This window comes from Microbulbifer weihaiensis (genome assembly GCF_048323715.1).
Lineage (GTDB): Bacteria > Pseudomonadota > Gammaproteobacteria > Pseudomonadales > Cellvibrionaceae > Microbulbifer.
The window spans coordinates 162,888-180,949 of the sequence record NZ_JBLWFL010000005.1 but is presented as its reverse complement, the minus strand read 5'-3'; the positions used below and the strand labels follow the sequence as shown (position 1 = coordinate 180,949).

Sequence of the window (18,062 nt, the reverse complement as noted above, 5' to 3'; positions counted from 1 at the left end):
TTGAGGGAGCCAATGATTGCGCCGCTATCCACCCATGTATTTATCAATCATGTTGTGGAAGTGGCGTACCCTCAGCTCCTGGTCGCCGAGATACATTCCCTTGAACCCTTCGGATCTTATCCCCGCCTGGACATACTGCAGGTTGTCGGCGTCCTGCTGCATGACCTCAGTGATGATTTTCGGTTGTGGGTTGTCGAAGATTTCTCCGTATTTCACCGGGGTGGTGAACTTCTTATATTCAAACTGCACGTCATGGTCCGGCGGGATGTGGGCCAGCAACAACAGGTCGTAATACATCTTGTTGGGGTCGGTTTCGTGGGGGCGATGGCGGAACACATTGATGCCTTCAGCAAAGGTATTGAACACGACATTGGGGAAGACAAAGTAGTGGTAGACATCAGACAGCTGGTCGTCCCGCAGGTGCACATAGGGGTAGTGGGTGTCGTGCTGCATTTCACGGGCATACTTCTGCTTCGCTAGCCGCACATCCTCCGGCCGTCCCTCGTAGGCTTCAGGATCCATGCCGTAGAAAGAGAGCCACTGTTTGAGTTCGGGGAAAAGCTCTTTCTCATTCATGTGCGGCGGGCTGGTCGTCCCATAGCGGTTGATCATCCGGCTGTGCTCACCCAGCAGTTCAATGGATGCTCGGGCTTCGGACCATTTGAGCATTTGCGGGTGAATACCACGAAAGTGGTAGGACTCGTTGAACGCATCGGCACCGGCTTTCCAGTTGCACTCCCACTGAAAGCTTTTGTATTCGTAAAGCCGCATATCCTGCATCTTGTAGGGGTTCAGGTGCTCGGGGATGACCCCGAGGAACTCCAGCAGGGGTGGAGCCTCGCCGTCGATGTTAAACCAGATCCAGCCTCCCCAGGTGTCGATTCTGACTTCGGTCAGATCGAGCTCACCGCAGGGAAGGCCATTTTTCAATCCCGGAAAGGTGTGCGCATCGGGCACGGCCTTGATGGTGCCGTCGATATTCCAGGCCCAGGCGTGAAACTGGCACTTGAGAAACCGGCGGTTGCCGCATTTCGCGTCCGGTATCAGCTGGTTGCCCCGGTGCTGGCAGACGTTGAAAAAGCAGCGCAGCTTTTCATTCTGGTCACGTATGAAAATGAATGATTCGCGCCCCAGCTCATGGGTGACAAAGTCGCCCGGTGATCTTATTTCTTCTTCTCGCGGGCCCATGTTCCAGACACGACGAAACACCCTCGACCATTCTTTATCCCTGAAAGCCGGGCTGTCGAAGCGCTCGCTGGCAATAATGCGCTCTCGGCCAATATCCGGAAGGGGAGAATCGGCATCGATTTCGGGGGTGAAGGGCATTCCCTGGTCATTGCTGTTCATGGCTTGTCTCGCTCTTTCCACATTGCCGACATGTTTCCCGGCAGTCGTCAGGTGGCTGTTATTTTCATGAGAATATAAAAGCAGGATTGACTGTTTTTAGTATCATGGTTTTGGGTGGGCGAAGGCAAGGGCTGGTTTCAGGCGAGTATGCACAGAAGCTGCCTGGCAGGGTGGAATCCGGCGGATTCGGCATGAAATTCCACATGCGGGCGGAACAGGTAAGTAAGCGCGGCTCGATGCGCTTTGGGTCACTGGCTGCACGGCCTGTGCAGTCAATCGCGAGACGGGTTTGGGGGTAAGCGACGGTGTTACCCGTCGCTTACCGGGGGCGCAGACGCGACGTCGCGCTCAACAGTAAGTTATCGATTACTGAGTATTCAGTTCACTCAACATTAATTCACGAATCACCGGTACCGGCGCATTGCCGTAGCTCAGGAACTTCTCGTGAAACTGCTTGAGGTTGAACTTGTCCCCCAGTCGCTGCTTCATTTCATCCCGAAGCTCCATGATCGCCATATAGCCGGCAAAGTAGCTGGTGAGCTGTACCTGACTCAGGGTGGCGCGGCGCCATTTGCCCATGGCTTCAGCACGCTGCTGGAATGCCTGCTTCATCATCAGGTCCAGGGCTTCCTGCTCCTGCATGTCTTTGACCTGAATGGAGTAGTCGAGGATGGTGTTCACCACCGTGCGCAGGTTCCACTTGTAATACATCATCCACAGTTCTGGCTTGAAGTCGCCGTAACCGGCTTCCAGCATCATGCGCTCGGTATATACCGCCCACCCCTCGATCATGGCACCGTTGCCGAGGATGTTCTTGACCAGGCTCGGGGACTGATTGGCGTATACCAGCTGGGTGTAGTGGCCGGGGATCGCCTCGTGGATATTGAGGATCTGCATGAGGTAAGTGTTGTACTCGCGCAGGAAGCTCTCTGCGGCAGCATCGTCCATGCTTTCGATGGGCATCACGTTGTAGTAGGTGTTGGCGCCTTTGTCATAGGGCCCCGGTGCGTTGATCGACGCCACGGAGAAACCGCGCATGTACGGCGGTGTCGTGCGTACGACCAACGGCTTTTCCGGATCCAGGGTGAGCAGGTCGTGCTTGGTGACGAAGGCGGCAAGCTCCGGGATCTGCTTCTCAACGTCGGCCTTGAAGGTTTCCTTGGTGGCGTGTTGTAGCGACAGCTTTTCCAGTACCCGGGAGATTTTTTCCAGCGGGTCGGCGGGTGGCTGCTCGCTGTTGAAGTATTCCGGCCAGAGTTCGTCAGCCAGTTCCGACATCTTCTTGTGCAGGCGATCCTTTTCTTTCAGGGCAAGCTGATAGAGGGCTTCGCCGGTCATGCCGATCTGGATGTCGTATTGAAATTTCTGTTCGTACAGTTTGTTGCCGATTCGAAACGAATGGAAGTCGCCGCTCTGCTCCAGACTGGCGTGGGTCGTTTGCAGGTAGGTAATGAAATCTTCAATCGCTGCCTGTGCGGCTTTTATTCTCTGGTTGAAGCTTTCCTTTTCTGCGGTCGACAATCCGCTGTCGGCAACTTTCTTTGTCAGGTCTTCGCCGAATACGGATTTGGCGCCTTCATTCTGCTGAATTGCCAGTACAAGTTGCGGGGAGGCGGGGTTGTGCAGTGCCTGTCTCGCGGCCGCGTAGTAGGCCGGCACCGATTTCAGGCGCTCACTGAACGTGCGCAGGCGCTCATCCAGGGGCGCGTATTCCGTATTGAGGATCAGGGCAAAACCGTGGGACACGTTGTAGTCGGCGGGGTTCCATTCGTGAGACTTGAATTCGGTGATGTCCCAGATGGTTTTGTTGAGGAAGTTTTGGATCAGCGCCAGGTCGGTGCGCGCGTTTGCGTCCAGTTTTTCCGGATTGAATTTGGAAAAGTCATTCAGGTAGCTGCGGGCAAACACCAGCACTTTGCGGCGGAAATCCACATTGGGGACTTCCAGTTGACCGGCGACATCATAATAGCCATTGCTGATTGCCCATGTCGGGAACAGCTGCCACATGCGCTCGATCATCTGGTCGCTCAGTTTGTAAAACGCCTTTTGATCAAGGGAGGCGGTGACCTGGCTATCGGCCTGTTGCGCGCCACTATCCTCGGCAGCGGGGGGCGCTGCCAACGTCTGGGCATCGGTGGTGTCGGATTTTTGTCCGCATCCGCTGATCAGGGTTGCGGTGAACAGGGCGGCCGCTAAATGTTTCATGTCTAGACTCTGAATTATCATGTGAACAGGGCAAAAATTAGCACACTTGACTCAGAGTCCACACAAACTCCGGCTTTTATTTTGTGTGACCCAGGTCGCCTTGTTTCACATTGTGGGGCTGGTTAAAGTGGCAAAACGCGAATTTGTGGTCGAGTGCCACGATTCCATAATTCCAATTATGTATAAGGAGTCTGGGTATGACAGAACTAGCAGCACAGGCTTGTGAAGCCTGTCGGGCAGATGCGCCCCTGGTCAGTGATGAAGAGTTGGCGGAGCTGATCCGCGAAATTCCGGATTGGACCCCAGTTGCCCGGGATGGCGTCATGCAGCTCGAGCGGGTATTCAAGTTCCGCAACTTCAAGCAGGCACTGGCGTTTACCAATCGCGTGGGCGAGATTGCCGAAGAAGTCGGCCACCACCCGGCACTGCTCACTGAGTGGGGCAAGGTCACCGTGACCTGGTGGAGCCACGAGGCCGGCGGTCTGCACAAGAACGATTTCATCATGGCTGCGCGTACGGACAAGCAGGTAGACGCGGAATAACGCGGCTGTCCTGATTGCTCTGCCGCCACTGCTGGTATCGGGTGGCGGCAGATAAATCAACTGCCTGTTGCTGTCGAAAGTTCTGTTGTCAGTTCGATCAGGAAACAGTCAGGAAATTTCCATGCTGAAAATGAAAGCAGCCTGTGAATGTTGTAACGTGCCGCTCAGTCTCACTGGCCAAGCTTTTATCTGCTCTTTCGAGAACACCTTTTGCGCGGATTGCGCAGAGCAGTTCCGGCAGGTGTGTCCCAATTGCCAGGGCGACCTGGTACTTCGCCCCAGCCGCCGCTCATCCCCGACCCAGGTGGCCAAGTCCGGCTTCAAGGCCAAGCTCGAGAAAATCCTGCCCTGATCAGGCACTTTTCTGTGCCCAGAGCAAAAACTCCCGGTTGCCGTCTCCGCCCTTGATGGGGCTGTCGATATAGCTGTGTACCGTCAGGCCGAGTGTTGTGCACAGGTCACAAATGGCTTCCTGCACATCCCGATACAGGCGCTCGTCGCGCACCAGGCCGCCCTTGCCGATGTTTTCCGGCCCCACTTCAAACTGGGGTTTGACCAGGCTCAACAGGTGGCCGCCATTTTTCAGGAGTGGTGGCAGCTGCGGGAATATCAGGGTCTGGGAAATGAAAGATACGTCCATAACCACCGCGTCGAAGCCATCGTCGCCAAACGGGGCTACCTGATCCGCCGTGAGATGGCGGGCGTTGACCCCCTCGAACAGGTGCATGCGGGGATCCTGGCGCAGTTTGTCGGCCAGCTGGTCGCGTCCTACGTCCACCCCGACCACCAGTGCCGCGCCCCGTTGCAGCAGGCAGTCACTGAAACCGCCAGTGGAGCAGCCGACATCCAGGGCGTGCCAGCCCGCGGGGTCGAGACCGGTATGATCGAGGATACCCGCCAGCTTCAGGCCGGCGCGGGATACATAGCGGTCTTCGGGCAGCGGCTCTACCCGGATCTGGATGTCGTCCGGGAGTGACTGGCTGGCCTTCTGTGCGGGCCGCCAGTTTTGGCCCTCCGCAAGCAACACGCGCCCGGCATCGACCAGTTTCTTGGCGTGGGTACGGGAGTTGGCCAGCTGGCGCTGTACCAATAAGAGATCCAGACGGGTCATGAACGGCACTATAGTTCTAACAGATTGGAGGTGGGAGCGGCTGCCATGCTAACTTCTGTTCTTCGCTCTGAGAAGCGCCGGAAAGATTCCAGCGCTCGGGCAACCACGATTTAAGGATAAGAAGGAGTCGGCACTCGATGGCGAAAAATGTTTTGAGCAAATTCCAGATACGCAAGGGCGAGGTGTTTCAGGCACCGCTGGAAAATGCACTTGACCGGCTGGTTACGCCGTTTGAAGAGTTTATCCACCGCCAGAGCAGCAGTGGCCTGTTGCTGATGCTGTGCGCTGTCATTGCGCTGGTGGTTGCCAATTCCCCCTGGCAGGTGGCCTACGAGCATATCCTGCACTTACCGGTCGGTTACAACTTCGGTGACTGGTCACTGTCGATGAGTTTCCATCACTGGATCAACGACGGCCTGATGGCCATCTTCTTCCTTTTGGTGGGGCTGGAGCTCAAGCGCGAGTTTCTCGTCGGCGAGCTGTCGGAACTCAAACACGCGGTATTGCCGGTAATGGCGGCGATTGGCGGTATGGTGGTGCCGGCACTGATCTTTGCGGCCCTGAACGGCGGCACCCCGTCTGAGCGCGGCTGGGGTATCCCCATGGCTACGGATATCGCCTTCGCGGTTGGCTGTATCGCGCTTCTCGGAAACCGGGTGCCTCGCGCGGTGGTGACCTTCCTGGTTGCGCTGGCCATCGTCGACGACCTGGGCGCGATTCTGGTGATCGCCGTCTGGTATACCGAAAGCGTGAACATGACCGCGCTGGCCGCGGCTTTCGGCCTCGTGGTGCTGCTGTGGCTGTTGAATGTTGCGGGAGTGCGTCGTTCCCCGTCGTATATCTTCGTGGGCATTGCCCTGTGGTACGCGCTTTACAAAACCGGGGTGCACGCCACCCTCGCCGGGGTGATTACTGCCATGGCGATTCCGGCGCGTCCCAAATACGACCCGGTGGCGTTCAGCACCTTCGTCAAGGACATCATTCGCAGCTTTGACCGCTGTTTCCGCCCCGGCGACAAGATCATCGCCAACGACGCCCTGCGCGCCCGTGTGTCCGCGCTGGATAACGGCATTCACCTGGTGCAGTCACCGCTGCAGCGGATGGAGACCCGTTTGCATACACCGGTGGCCTTTATCGTGGTGCCGATCTTTGCTCTGGCCAATGCCGGTATCCCGGTGGACAGCTTTACCAATCCAACGGCGGTCTTCAATCCGCTGACACTCGGTGTCATTTGTGGCCTGGTGTTCGGCAAGCTGATCGGTATCACCGGCGCAACCTGGATTGGCTGGAAACTGGGCTGGGGTTCACTGCCCAATCATGGGACTTTCCACCACATTATTGGTGTGGCACTGCTGGGCGGTATCGGCTTTACCATGTCGATCTTTATTGCCGAGCTGGCATTTACCGGGGAACAGGAAATGCTGATTCAGGCGAAGGCCGGTGTGTTGCTGGCATCGCTGATCGCGGGGGTTGCCGGTTTTATGGTACTGCGCCGCGCACCGGTTGATGAGTCTACCGACAGCAATGGTGAGCTGGAGCATGCGGAACATTAGCAGCGGGCCATTAGCCGCGCGCCAGTAGCGGTGTGATGTTGCCTGGCCCAGGGGGAGTACTCGGGGCCAGGCGGGTTTTTTTTCAGGCGGGCAGTGACCGCCAGCCGATGCCCAGTAACGCGGCCCAGGCGGCGACGGCGCAGGCCAGCTGCCAGGGACGCGGCGCCTTGGCGAGAATCCCTGAGCCGTACACCACGCCGATACAGAGCCCCAGCAACAGCAGACTAACCTGTGTGTGGCTGGGGGCCTGTCCACCGCGGTACAGCAGCACCGGCCAGAATGTGACGATCAGTGCCGCAATCAGGCATGTAATGAACGTGGTGACTCTCAAAGCATTCATGGGCTGTCCAGCGATTGCCGGCGATTAAATTCGCTTGCGGCGTTTTCTCTCATTCGTCGAATTCAGTCTGGCGGCGATCCATATCTTCCGTTACCTCAAGCCACAGGGCGTTGACGATGGCAAAGGCGCACGCCAGAAGTACGCCGAGAATCCAGGTGAAATACCACATAGTTCCGCTTCCTGTTCCGTTCCTTCAGTAGCTGCTGTGTGAGTTCTCTTCGATATATTCCTTGGTGACCCGGCCGAACATCTTGCGATAGCACCAGCTGGTGTAGAGCAGGATGAGGGGCACGAAAATTACCGCAGCGGCAAACATCAGTCCCAGGGTCAGCTGGCTCGAGGTGGCATCCCACATGGTGAGGCTGATGTTCGGGTCGCGGGAAGAGGGCATCACAAACGGGAACAGCGCCACGCCAGCGGTGAGAATCACGCAGGCGACACACAGCGAGCTGGACAGAAATGCCAGTGGCCTTTCCGCGCGGCTCAGCAGCAGGGTGATCGCCGCCATCACAAACCCCAGCAATGGAATTGACCACAGCAGCGGGTGTTGCAGGTAATTCGCCTGCCAGCCCGGATTGCCATAGGCCACCGTTTTCATCAGCGGATTGATTTTGTCGCCCACAGGTTTGCTGTCGACGACCTGCATGCCGTCAATACCCAGCAACAGCCAGATACCAGCGAGGACAAACAGAATGACCACCGCGGCTGCGCAGAGCTGGGTCATGGACTGGGCCCGCATCAGCAGCAAGCCGCGGGTTTTCAACTGCAGCCAGGCGCCGCCCTGCATGGCCAGCATGGCCACCGCCAACAGTCCGCAGATCAGCGCGAAGGGGTGGAGAAGCTGCCAGAAGGCACCGTGGTAACTGGGGCGCAGCAGCGGATCCAGCTCGAACGGAAGCCCCAGCATCAGGTTGCCGAAGGCCACGCCAAATATCAGCGGCGGTACCAGGCTGCCGATGGTCAGGCCCCAGTCCCACAGGTTGCGCCAGCGCGGGTCATCGATTTTCGAGCGGTAATCGAAACCCGCCGGGCGGAGAAACAGTGCGCACAGGGCGATGATGAGCGCCGCATACAACCCGGAAAACGCCGCCGCGTAGACCATCGGCCAGGCGGCGAAAATGGCACCGCCGGCGGTGACGAGCCACACCTGGTTGCCTTCCCAATGCGGGCCCACGGTATTGATCATCACCCTCCGATCCATATCGGTCTTGCCGATGACCCGCAGCAGCATGCCCACGCCCATAACGAAACCATCGGTAATCGCAAAACCGATCAGCAGTACCCCAATGAGCGCCCACCAGATCAGCTTGAGTGTTTCGTAGTCCATGGGGATTGCCTCTCCTGCCGATATTCCTAAGCCTGGGGTTCGGGTTTGCCGGCCAGCTCAAAGTGGTACTTGCCGGTGCCCAGGCTCGACGGCCCGAGGCGGGTAAAACGCAGCATCAGGTATACCTCCACCACCGCCAGTGCCGTGTAGAAGGCGATGATCGCCGTCAGGCTGCCAATCACTTCACCGCGGCTGATGGAAGAGGCCGACATGTAGGTGGGCAGGACTTCAGCGATGGACCAGGGCTGGCGGCCGTATTCCGCCACGATCCAGCCGCACTCTGCGGCAATCCATGGCAGCGGCAGTGACCACAGGCTGGCATACAGGATGGCGCGGCTGCCGGCACTGCGGTGACGGGCGGACTGGATAAATGCGGCGATAAAAACAAACAGCATGATAAAGCCGGCGCCCACCATGATGCGGAACGTCCAGAACAGGGGAGCGACCCTGGGGATGGAATGTTCCGCGGCCTGTTTGATCTGCTCGTCGGTCGCATCGGTAATATTTTCCGTATAGCGCTTCAGCAGCAGCCCGTAGCCGAGGTCGAACTGCATGTCGGCAAAGGCATTTTTGGTTTCCTGGCTGGTGTCGCCGGCGCGCAGTTTTTCCAGCAGGGTATAGGCTTCGATCCCGCGCCGGATACGCTTTTCGTTGTCCGGGATAATGCGGTCGAAGCCGACCACTTCTTCATCCAGTGAGCGGGTTGCAATCAGTCCCAGGGCCCAGGGCACTTTCACTTCGAAGCGGTTCCGCCTTTCCTCCTGATCCGGTATCGCAAACAGGGTGAAAGACGCGGGCGGTTTCTGGGTTTCCCACTCCGCCTCGATGGCGGCGAGTTTCACCTTCTGCACATCGCCGACGGTGTAGCCGCTTTCATCCCCGAGCACGATCACCGACAGAATCGATGCGAGGCCGAAGCTGGCGGCGATGGCGAACGAGCGCCGTGCAAAGGGAACATCGCGCTTTTTCAGCAGGTAGTAGGAAGACACGCTGAGCACGAACATGGCCCCGGTCACATAACCCGCTGCCACGGTGTGCACAAATTTGACCTGGGCGACCGGGTTGAACAGCACATCGGAGAAGCTGGCCAGCTCCATGCGCATGCTCTCGTAATTGAATTCTGCGCCAATGGGGTACTGCATCCAGCCGTTGGCAATCAGTATCCAGAGCGCAGACAGGTTGGAGCCGATGGCCACCAGCCAGGTACAGATCAGGTGCTGTACCTTGCCCAAGCGATCCCAGCCGAAAAAAAACAGGCCGATGAACGTGGACTCGAGGAAAAAGGCCATCAGTCCCTCGATTGCCAGCGGCACCCCGAAGATATCGCCCACATAGTGCGAGTAGTAACTCCAGTTAGTGCCGAACTGGAACTCCAGGGTGATGCCGGTGGTGACGCCCAGTGCGAAGTTGATACCGAACAGCTTGCCCCAGAACTTGGTCATGTCCCGGTAAATCGTCTTGCCGGACATCACATAGCAGGACTCCATGATCGCGAGGATGAATGAGAGCCCCAGCGTCAGCGGCACGAATAGAAAGTGGTAGAGCGCCGTCAGTCCAAATTGCAGCCGGGATAAATCGACAACAGCTTCATCAATCACTTAACGCTCCTTGTCACCGTGATCACGAGGTGGGGTGTTGGCTTCCGAATGCAGCAGGCGAGCAGGCACCGGCTCGACTTTTTCCGGATCAGGGCTGAAAAAGAAAATTTTGAGCAGGGCGATCAGGATCAATTTGATAATCAGCACCGCGCCAAGCTCCAACAGCAGGCGACGATCGGCAAGGGTCATGGGAATTCCGCCTGTTCATCCGGGCCACGTTATTTTGGCCGAGTCATTCGGGAAGAGACGCTGCGCGCAACCAGCCTAGCAACGATGTGGCGACAGCGGCATTCGGCGGGGCACTTTTGGCGCGGCAGTTTGCTTCTAGTCTGTGTTAGCATCGCAGCGGTTATTTTTGGTCAGGCCAAAAGGTGGCTGTGCATGTTTTTGGTCGGCTGGTTTCATGGGGCGTTTAATGCAGGGGAGGGAAGTCGATGCGAACTGGAATGAGCCGGGGCCGGGTACTGCTGGCGTTCAGTGTGCTCTTGTTTGCGGCTGTGGCCGAGGGCAAGCCGGTGGGCGAAGGATTCCCTGTGGATAACAGCTTTACCCTGGACAAGGCCTTTGCCAAGTACCGCAGGGACTTCCCGCACATTGAGATAGCCCGGGTAGCGCCGGCCGCCGGCGTTGCGGTTGAGCGCGGCCTTGTGTACCGCCAGCTCGGCAAACGGCCGTTGCACCTGGATCTGTTCCGGCCGGCGCCAGGGACAGAAGTCCATGGTGCTGTGCTGTTAGTCCATGGCGGTGGCTGGCGCTCGGGTAATCGCACACTGCAGGAGCCCATGGCCACCTTCCTGGCCAACCGGGGTTTTGTGGCGGCCACGCTGGAGTACCGCCTGTCACCGGAAGCCCGCTATCCCGCTGCGGTTGTGGATATCAAGGCGGCGCTGCGCTGGCTGCGGCAGCGGGCCGGGGATTACGGCTTTGATCCGGGCAATCTGGCGATACTCGGCGCTTCGGCAGGCGGCCAGCTGGCCAATCTGGTTGGGGTTACGCCGGGCGTCGAAATCTTTGGCGGAGACGGTGATCCCGCGGCCGAAGCCGTGAAAGCCATCGTCAACCTCGATGGGGTGGTCAGCTTTACCACGCCGCTGGCGCTTAAATATGAAAACGACCCGCGCAAGCAGCCTTCGGCGGCGGGCGCCTGGTTTGGCGGAACCTATGAAGAAGTGCCGGAACTGTGGCGGCAGGCATCGCCGCTGGTCTATGTGGATAACCCGGGCCGCGGCGAAGGTGGTGCCGGAGAGGGTTTGGAAAAGGCTGGGGAAAACCTGGTGCCGACGTTGTTTGTTAACAGCAGCCAGCCGCGCTTCCACGCCGGGCGGGATGACTATCGGGCAAAACTGCAGCGGGCCGGTGTGGCCACAGAGGTGATGACCCACCCGCAAACGCCCCATGCGTTCTGGCTGTTTGAGCCCTGGTTTGCGCCGACGGCCGCCCGCGTCGAAGCCTTCCTGCAGCAGCATTTTTCCCGCTGACTGACGGTCAAAATGGCCGGGCTGCAACGCGCTAAATAACTGTCGCCGTGGCGAAGGATTGCTGGATATACTCGCTGCCCATTACCTACTTTCTTGTGGAGGCGACAGGCCCATGCAGCAGGCCGACCAGTTTATCGATTTGCTCAAGTTACTGGTGCGCAGCCCCAGTGTTGTGGGCGCAGAGCACTCGTTTCTCCGCGTCCTGCAGCGGGAGCTGGAAGAGCGCGGTGCGAAGGTGACCTGGTACGAGGGCCTGCTGGTGGCACAGGGCAGCCGTCCCCACAGCGCGATGTTTTCCGCACACATCGACCGCCATGGCCTCATCTGTACCGGCCCTAATGAGTTCCAGTACGCGGCGTTTGTGTCCGGGCGTCGCTCCGACCTGCTGGGTAACTCGGTTTCCGAAAAGCTGATGACGAAAATCGTCGACCGCTTCCGGGGCGTCCCGGTAACCGCGTACGAACCCTGGTCCGGCTCTTATTTTGGCTCCGGCGTGATCCGCCGCGCCTATGTGTGTGAGTACCGCAATAACCTGATCTTTGAAGTGACCGGCCTCGAACACCTGGTGGCGGGGACGCCGGTGGCGTTTACCGATCGCCTGCGCATGGCCGATGGCATCCTCAGTGCCCAGCTCGACAACGTGCTGACCGCTGCTCACCTGGTTCACCTGTTTTCGCTCGGATTTGAAGGCACGGCCTTTTTTACCGCTCAGGAAGAGTCCGGCAGTAGCTGGCGCTATCTGCTGGAATGGTTCCGCCGGTTCAACGGCGGTACGGACAATCTGATTGTGGTGGATACCAGTCCCTATCCGGATCGCCGCGCGGCGGACCTGCAGCAAGTGGTGCTGCGGCGCCGGGATGCCAACGCCGAGTTTCACCGCGACACTACCACGCGGCTGGAGAAACTGTGTCTGCAGAACGATATTGCCTACAGCTTCAAGGACGCCTATATCGACGAGCAGAACAGTATCGCCCTGGCGCAGGGGCAGGAGCCGCAATCACTGGGCAGTACCGAGCTGGGGCGGATCGTGGCGGCCTCCAGTGGCTACGTGCAGGGCACCACCCTGCAGATTCCCACCACCGGCTATCACACCATGGAAGAGTCGGCAGCCATGAGCGCCAACAGTGCCTTCAGCGAACTGCTGGTGGCGATTGCTGCCGAGGGCGACGGCTTCAGAACTCTTCGCTGAGTGAATACTGGTTGCAGCGATTGTTGCAGTAGGGCCGGTCTGACCGAATAACGCCAGTTTCCGGGTGTACCGTAAGCTGGCGTTTTTTATTGCCGTGATAGGCGACCACGTTCCAGTAGCCGTTGCGGAAGCTGATGCTGCTGAAGCTGTGGAACCCGAGGCGCTGCAGGCGGGTTCGCACCAGGCCGGCACTGAGTGCCACCTCTGAAGGCGTGTTGCCGTCCAGGTCGGGGCCATACAGGTGCGGCGGGATCTGGGTCTGCCCCGAGGGGCCGGAAAACTGGAAGTCATTGGCGGTGAACGGGCCCGGTTGCTGGGCGGCCGCACCGGATCCCAGCCCCAGGGCCAGGAAAGCAGCGGCGGCGAAGGCCGGAAGCCGGTGTCGCAGGGCGTCGGCAAACTGCATGGAATTCCCCAAATTGCCTTTATCAGGACATTGGTAGGGTGGGGTACCCAGGAATCCAAGGGGAATATTGCCCTGCGAGGAGGAATGGCACCGGCAGGCTGTGGATACGACCAGTGGAGCCGCTGGCACGTTGGCCGAGGCCCTATAGAATGGCCGGTCACGGAAACGCTGCTAGAATGGCGCGCTATTTATCATTTTCGATGAGAATGGCGTCCACTATGACTCTAAAAACCCTCTGCCGTCGCCTGGGGACGGTGTTGCTCGGATTTGCCGGCAGTACTGCGGCAATCGCCGCCGACCCCCTCAATGTAACCGGTGACAAGTTCCGCCAGCTGGAAGAGCTGCTGCCCACCCCGAATACCTACCGCGCGGCCTCCGGAGCGCCGGGACACGCCTACTGGCAGCAGCAGGCCGACTACGACATCAAGGTCTCCCTCGACGACGAGAAGCAGCGCATCACCGCGTCTGAAACCATCACCTATATCAACAACTCCCCGGACACCCTGCGCTACCTGTGGCTGCAGCTGGACCAGAACCGCTTCAAGCCCAACTCCTCGGGCAACCTGGCGGCGCCGGTGGATGTTGAATCCATCGCCCCGGACACCATTCCCTTCGGCAGCTTCCGCCGCGAAGTGGTTTCCGCGGAGTTCGATGGCGGTTACCAGATCACCAAGGTGGCCGACGCCAATGGCCGCGACCTGCGCCACACCATCGTCGACACCGGCATGCGCATCGATCTGCCGCAGCCGCTGAAGCCGGGTGCCAAGGTCAGCTTCCGAGTGGACTGGGCCTACAACGTGATCGAGCAGAAGGCCCTCGGCGGCCGTTCCGGCTATGAGTTCTTCGAGCGCGATGGCAACTACCTGTATGAGATTGCCCAGTGGTTCCCGCGCATGGCGGCGTACAACGATGTCAGCGGCTGGCAGAACAAGCAGTTCCTGGGCCGCGGCGAGTTTGCCCTGGAGTTCGGCAATTACCGCGTGGCCATCGATGTGCCGGCGGATCACGTGGTGGCTTCCACCGGTGTGCTGCAGAACCCGGAAGATGTCCTGACCCGTGAGCAGCGCGAGCGCCTGAAGAAGGCCCGCACGGCGAAGAAGCCGGTGATGATCATCACCAAGGACGAAGCGCTGGAAAACGAGAAGAGCCGCAGCAAGCAGCGTAAGACCTGGGTCTTCGAAGCTGACAATGTGCGCGACTTCGCCTGGGCGTCCTCGCGCAAGTTCCTGTGGGACGCGCAGGGCTACAAGAAAGGCGGCACCGACACCATGGCGATGTCTTTCTACCCGGAAGAGGGTACGCCGCTGTGGGACAAGTACTCCACCGAGTCCATCATCCACACCATGGATGTGTACAACCGCTACAGCTTTGATTATCCGTACCCCACCTCCATCTCCGTGAATGGCCCGGTCGGCGGTATGGAATACCCGATGATCACCTTCAACGGCCCGCGCCCGGAGATCGACGAGGAAGACCGCAGCAAGCGCACCTACTCCCGTCGCACCAAGTACGGACTGATTTCTGTGATCATCCACGAGGTAGGCCACAACTACTACCCGATGATCATCAACTCCGATGAGCGCCAGTGGACCTGGATGGACGAAGGCCTCAACACCTACGTTCAGTTCCTCGCCGAGCAGGAGTGGGAAGAGAAGTACCCGTCGCGCCGCGGCGATGCGCGCAAGATTGTCGAGTACATGAAGAGCGAGAACCAGGTTCCGATCATGACCAACTCGGAATCCATCCTGCAGTTCGGCAACAACGCCTACGGCAAGCCGGCCACTGCACTGAACATCCTGCGCGAGTCCATTATGGGCCGCGAACTGTTCGACTTCGCCTTCCGTGAATATGCCGAGCGCTGGAAGTTCAAGCGCCCGATGCCGGCGGATTTCTTCCGCACCATGGAAGACGCTTCCGGTATGGATCTGGACTGGTTCTGGCGCGGCTGGTTCTACACCACCGACCACGTGGATATCAGCCTGGACCAGGTGCGTCACTACAACGTGGGCACCAAGAACCCGGATATCGAGAATCCCTGGAAGCGCAAGAAGTTCGAGCAGGAGCCGGAGACGGTGACCGAGCGCATCAACCGCGCGAACAAGATGACCCGTATTGTTGATGGCAAGCCGGAACTGGCTGACTTCTACAACGAACACGACGAGTTCGATGTTTCCAACGCGGACCGCAACAGCTACACCGGCATGCTGGAAGGTCTGGAAGACTGGGAAAAAGACCTGCTTAAGGTCGAGAGCAATGTGTACGTGCTCGACTTCAGCAACATTGGTGGCCTGGTTATGCCGCTGATCCTGAAGCTCGATTACGAAGACGGCAGCAGTGAGGAACTGCGTATCCCGGCCGAGATCTGGGCGCGCAATGCCCAGAAGACCTCCAAGATGCTGGTGCGCGGCAAAGACAAGGTACTGAAGTCTGTGGTGCTGGATCCGCATTGGGAGACGGCGGATGTGGACGTGGAGAACAACTACTTCCCGCGCCGTATCATCAAGTCCCGCCTGGAGCTGTTCAAGGACGAGGAGTCCCGCAACCTGATGAAGGATTGGGAAGCCGAGCTCAAGGAAGACTGATCAACGCCCTGATCTACCGGGGTGGCCGTTCTGGCTGCCCCGCCTTTTCCTTACACTTCCATAACCGTTTGCCCGCATTCCGGGAACCATGTCCGGATTCTTTGCGGCAACCAGAGGTTTTCAGCCATGCATAAAGCATTCGCGCGTTTCTTCAGTTTCAGTGTTATTGCACTGGCCACTTTCCTGCTGGCGGCGCAGGCCCAGGCGCACCGCTACCACTTCGGTATTACCGAGCTGGCGGTGAATGAGCGCACCCAGTCCCTGGAAATTTCCCACCGCTTTTTTGTCGCCGATATGGAGCGCGCGCTGTCACTGAGTGCCAGCAAGGAAATCAAGGACGCGCAGCAGCCGATGGAGGCTTACGTGAATGAGCGCTTCCAGATCCGCACCGCCGACGGCGAAATCCTGAAGCCCAAGTGGGTGGGGGTGGAGTCGGATGTACACGATGTGTGGGTCTACCAGGAACTGCCACTGGCTGCGGTGCAGGGCAAGACATTGCAGGTGCGCCAGTCCATGCTGATGGAAATTGAGCGCGACCAGGTCAATACGGTCAACCTCACCCGCGCGGGCAAAACCGAGAGCTTTACCCTGAAGCCGGGCGCCAGTGAGGTCGCGATCAGCCTGTAACTGGCAGTCGCTAAGGGACGTCAGCCGCAGCTGCAGCAGCGCCGGGTCTTGTCGGTTTTGCCAATGCCCGGGTTGAAGGTATTGGTAGGATCCAGTTGTTCAAAGAACTGCCGCTGCGCGTCTGATGCCTGGTACAGGTGCCCGACGTTATGTTCTGCCGGGAAGCGCGCACCGCGCTGTTCGAGCAGTGCCAGCATGGCGTTTTTGACCGCCTTGGTATCGGCACCTTTTTTCAGGATGTAATCCTGGTGGAACACATTGCACAGGAAGTGCCCGTAGTACAGCCGGTGTTCTATCTGGCTGTCGATCTCCGGCGGCAGCTGTTCCTCCCAGTTGAGGTCGTTGCGGCGCAGGGCAATGTCCAGCGCCAGCAGCTCGCCCACTTCCCGGTGGTGCACGTTCTGGTAACGCATGGCCGCGCCGGCGGAAACGAAACGGTGCAGCATGGCCTTGGCCGCTTCCTGCTCCGTGCATTCAAAATAATCCCCGCTGTTTTCCCCATTGCTGAAGAACCTGTTCAGCCACTGCCGTGTGGGCTCTATGCCGTCGTCGGCCACTTTCAGGATCAGGTGGTGTTCATAGGCTTTGCGGTATTCAAGCATCCTTGCCGGCAGGTGCTGCGGCAGTAGCTTGCTGAACGCCTGCAGCAGCCGTTCGGTTAAAAACGTGGGCAGGAAACGGCGCTTTTCCAGCCACGCATCCAGTCTTCCCTTGGTGCTGAAAAACTGCGGCATATTTTCAGTACCCAGTTTTTCGATTACAAAGAAGTTGTCTTTGCCGTACTTCGCCGCCAGATCAAACATGTTTCGGTGCAGGTACTCGCCGAGTACCGGCAGCGTCGGCAGTTCCGAGAGCAAACCGCGCCGCAGGCGGGCAAATACCGCGGGATCATTGCTGCCGATGTAGAACGTCTGGGTGGCCTGTGGCGTGGGATAGGTATCCAGGCGCACGGCAAACACCGCGACCTTGCCGGCGCAGCCACTGGCTTCGAACAGCCGCCGCGCGTCGCCGTTAAAGCGGGAAGGGGTGTCGGCATGCACTTCGCGGATGCGCTGCAGATATTCCCGGTCTGAGGCCATGCGGGGGGTGGGGTCGGTTGTGGATCGGGGGAGGTCGCCTACTGCCTGGAATTTGCCGCGCTCAAGATTGTGCAGCATTTCTTCCGGCGTTTTGCCGAGGTCGATGCCCAGGTGATTGACGAGTTCCAGCTGGCCGTCTGCGTTGACCTGCGCATACATCGCCAGCTCGGTGTAGGCCGGGCCCCGCTGGCACAGGGCGCCGCCGGAGTTATTGGCAATACCGCCAACAATCGACGCACCGATACAGGACGAGCCGATCTCCGAGTGGGGCGCGCGCCCGATTGGCCCGAGCATTTTTTGCAGCTTGTGCAGGGTGGCGCCGGGCAGGGCGACCACCTGGCGGCCGTCGTCCAGCAGGTGAATTGCGTCCATTTTTAGCGTGCTGATAATCACCACCGGGCGATCGTAATCGCTACCGCTGGGCGTCGACCCTTCGGTGAGCCCGGTATTGGCCGCCTGCAGGATAATAATGGCTCCGGCATCGACACAGCATTGCAGTGCGCGCCACAGATCCACCAGCCGTCGCGGGAACAGAACCGCAAGCGCGTCGCCCTCTCCGGAGCGGAACCCCTTGCGGTAGTGCTCGGTGCGCACGGGATCCGTGAGTATGTCCCTGGTATCCAGGATGTCCTGCAGTTGGTCTATCAGTGTGTGCATAAAGTCTGGCTGTTCCGTGCC

At 59.0% G+C, this 18,062-nt stretch carries 17 protein-coding genes; 7 read left to right on the top strand and 10 right to left on the bottom strand.

What is annotated here, in order from left to right:
- Positions 1–24 precede the first annotated feature (24 nt).
- Entirely contained in the window at positions 25–1,347 is a 1,323-nt protein-coding gene (locus tag ACNKU7_RS07065; protein WP_418296271.1) for an aromatic ring-hydroxylating oxygenase subunit alpha, read from the bottom strand.
- A 366-nt stretch (positions 1,348–1,713) separates the two neighbouring features.
- Positions 1,714–3,552, bottom strand: coding sequence for a DUF885 domain-containing protein (locus tag ACNKU7_RS07060; RefSeq protein WP_418296270.1), 1,839 nt, complete (start codon positions 3,550–3,552; stop codon positions 1,714–1,716).
- Between the two features lie 197 nt (positions 3,553–3,749).
- Here ACNKU7_RS07060 and ACNKU7_RS07055 point away from each other — a divergent pair, with 197 nt between their 5' ends.
- Together ACNKU7_RS07055 and ACNKU7_RS07050 are read left to right on the top strand one after the other, a co-directional pair.
- Positions 3,750–4,094: a 4a-hydroxytetrahydrobiopterin dehydratase gene (locus ACNKU7_RS07055; RefSeq protein ID WP_418296269.1), complete on the top strand. Its 345-nt coding sequence runs from the start codon at positions 3,750–3,752 to the stop codon at positions 4,092–4,094.
- Between the two features lie 121 nt (positions 4,095–4,215).
- Positions 4,216–4,446 (top strand): DUF1272 domain-containing protein, encoded by a 231-nt coding sequence (locus ACNKU7_RS07050; RefSeq protein WP_418296268.1) that lies wholly within the window; start codon positions 4,216–4,218, stop codon positions 4,444–4,446.
- Here ACNKU7_RS07050 and ACNKU7_RS07045 read toward each other — a convergent pair whose 3' ends face one another.
- Complete coding sequence (locus ACNKU7_RS07045) at positions 4,447–5,205, bottom strand: TlyA family RNA methyltransferase (protein ID WP_418296267.1); 759 nt, start codon at positions 5,203–5,205, stop codon at positions 4,447–4,449. It lies immediately after the preceding gene.
- A gap of 137 nt (positions 5,206–5,342) precedes the next feature.
- On the opposite strand from ACNKU7_RS07045, the gene nhaA reads away from it, so the two are divergent.
- Positions 5,343–6,758 carry a Na+/H+ antiporter NhaA gene (gene nhaA, locus ACNKU7_RS07040; RefSeq protein WP_418296266.1) on the top strand — a complete coding sequence of 472 codons (1,416 nt, stop codon included), beginning with the start codon at positions 5,343–5,345 and terminating at the stop codon, positions 6,756–6,758.
- Positions 6,759–6,840: 82 nt separating this feature from the next.
- Here the strand turns inward: nhaA and ACNKU7_RS07035 are convergent, their stop codons facing one another.
- The 5 genes from ACNKU7_RS07035 to cydP are packed head-to-tail and all read right to left on the bottom strand — an operon-like array spanning position 6,841 to position 10,212.
- The gene (locus ACNKU7_RS07035) at positions 6,841–7,098 is read right to left on the bottom strand and encodes a cyd operon YbgE family protein (RefSeq protein WP_418296265.1); all 258 of its coding nucleotides are present in this window, start codon (positions 7,096–7,098) and stop codon (positions 6,841–6,843) included.
- Between the two features lie 49 nt (positions 7,099–7,147).
- Entirely contained in the window at positions 7,148–7,267 is a 120-nt protein-coding gene (gene cydX, locus ACNKU7_RS07030; protein ID WP_418296264.1) for a cytochrome bd-I oxidase subunit CydX, read from the bottom strand.
- Positions 7,268–7,291: 24 nt separating this feature from the next.
- Complete coding sequence (gene cydB / locus ACNKU7_RS07025; protein WP_418296263.1) at positions 7,292–8,425, bottom strand: cytochrome d ubiquinol oxidase subunit II; 1,134 nt, start codon at positions 8,423–8,425, stop codon at positions 7,292–7,294.
- A 26-nt stretch (positions 8,426–8,451) separates the two neighbouring features.
- Positions 8,452–10,023, bottom strand: a complete 1,572-nt coding sequence (locus ACNKU7_RS07020; RefSeq protein WP_418296262.1) for a cytochrome ubiquinol oxidase subunit I — start codon at positions 10,021–10,023, stop codon at positions 8,452–8,454.
- Positions 10,024–10,212 (bottom strand): cytochrome oxidase putative small subunit CydP, encoded by a 189-nt coding sequence (cydP, locus tag ACNKU7_RS07015; RefSeq protein WP_418296261.1) that lies wholly within the window; start codon positions 10,210–10,212, stop codon positions 10,024–10,026.
- 245 nt (positions 10,213–10,457) lie between these two features.
- Between cydP and ACNKU7_RS07010 the strand changes: the two genes are divergently transcribed.
- Together ACNKU7_RS07010 and ACNKU7_RS07005 are read left to right on the top strand one after the other, a co-directional pair.
- Positions 10,458–11,501, top strand: a complete 1,044-nt coding sequence (locus ACNKU7_RS07010) for an alpha/beta hydrolase fold domain-containing protein (protein ID WP_418296260.1) — start codon at positions 10,458–10,460, stop codon at positions 11,499–11,501.
- Between the two features lie 112 nt (positions 11,502–11,613).
- Positions 11,614–12,690, top strand: a complete 1,077-nt coding sequence (locus ACNKU7_RS07005) for a peptidase M42 (protein WP_418296259.1) — start codon at positions 11,614–11,616, stop codon at positions 12,688–12,690.
- Here ACNKU7_RS07005 and ACNKU7_RS07000 read toward each other — a convergent pair.
- A complete protein-coding gene (locus ACNKU7_RS07000) occupies positions 12,674–13,096 on the bottom strand; it encodes a hypothetical protein (RefSeq protein WP_418296258.1) in 423 nt (140 codons plus the stop codon). The genes ACNKU7_RS07005 and ACNKU7_RS07000 overlap by 17 nt on opposite strands.
- A 218-nt stretch (positions 13,097–13,314) precedes the next feature.
- On the opposite strand from ACNKU7_RS07000, the gene ACNKU7_RS06995 reads away from it, so the two are divergent.
- Both ACNKU7_RS06995 and ACNKU7_RS06990 read left to right on the top strand, forming a co-directional pair.
- On the top strand, positions 13,315–15,678 hold the full coding sequence (locus ACNKU7_RS06995) for a M1 family metallopeptidase (RefSeq protein ID WP_418296257.1): 2,364 nt from the start codon (positions 13,315–13,317) through the stop codon (positions 15,676–15,678).
- A gap of 126 nt (positions 15,679–15,804) precedes the next feature.
- Positions 15,805–16,305: a DUF6702 family protein gene (locus tag ACNKU7_RS06990; RefSeq protein ID WP_418296256.1), complete on the top strand. Its 501-nt coding sequence runs from the start codon at positions 15,805–15,807 to the stop codon at positions 16,303–16,305.
- Positions 16,306–16,325: 20 nt separating this feature from the next.
- On the opposite strand, the gene dld is transcribed toward ACNKU7_RS06990, so the two are convergent.
- Positions 16,326–18,041 carry a D-lactate dehydrogenase gene (gene dld, locus ACNKU7_RS06985; RefSeq protein WP_418296255.1) on the bottom strand — a complete coding sequence of 572 codons (1,716 nt, stop codon included), beginning with the start codon at positions 18,039–18,041 and terminating at the stop codon, positions 16,326–16,328.
- Positions 18,042–18,062 lie beyond the last annotated feature (21 nt).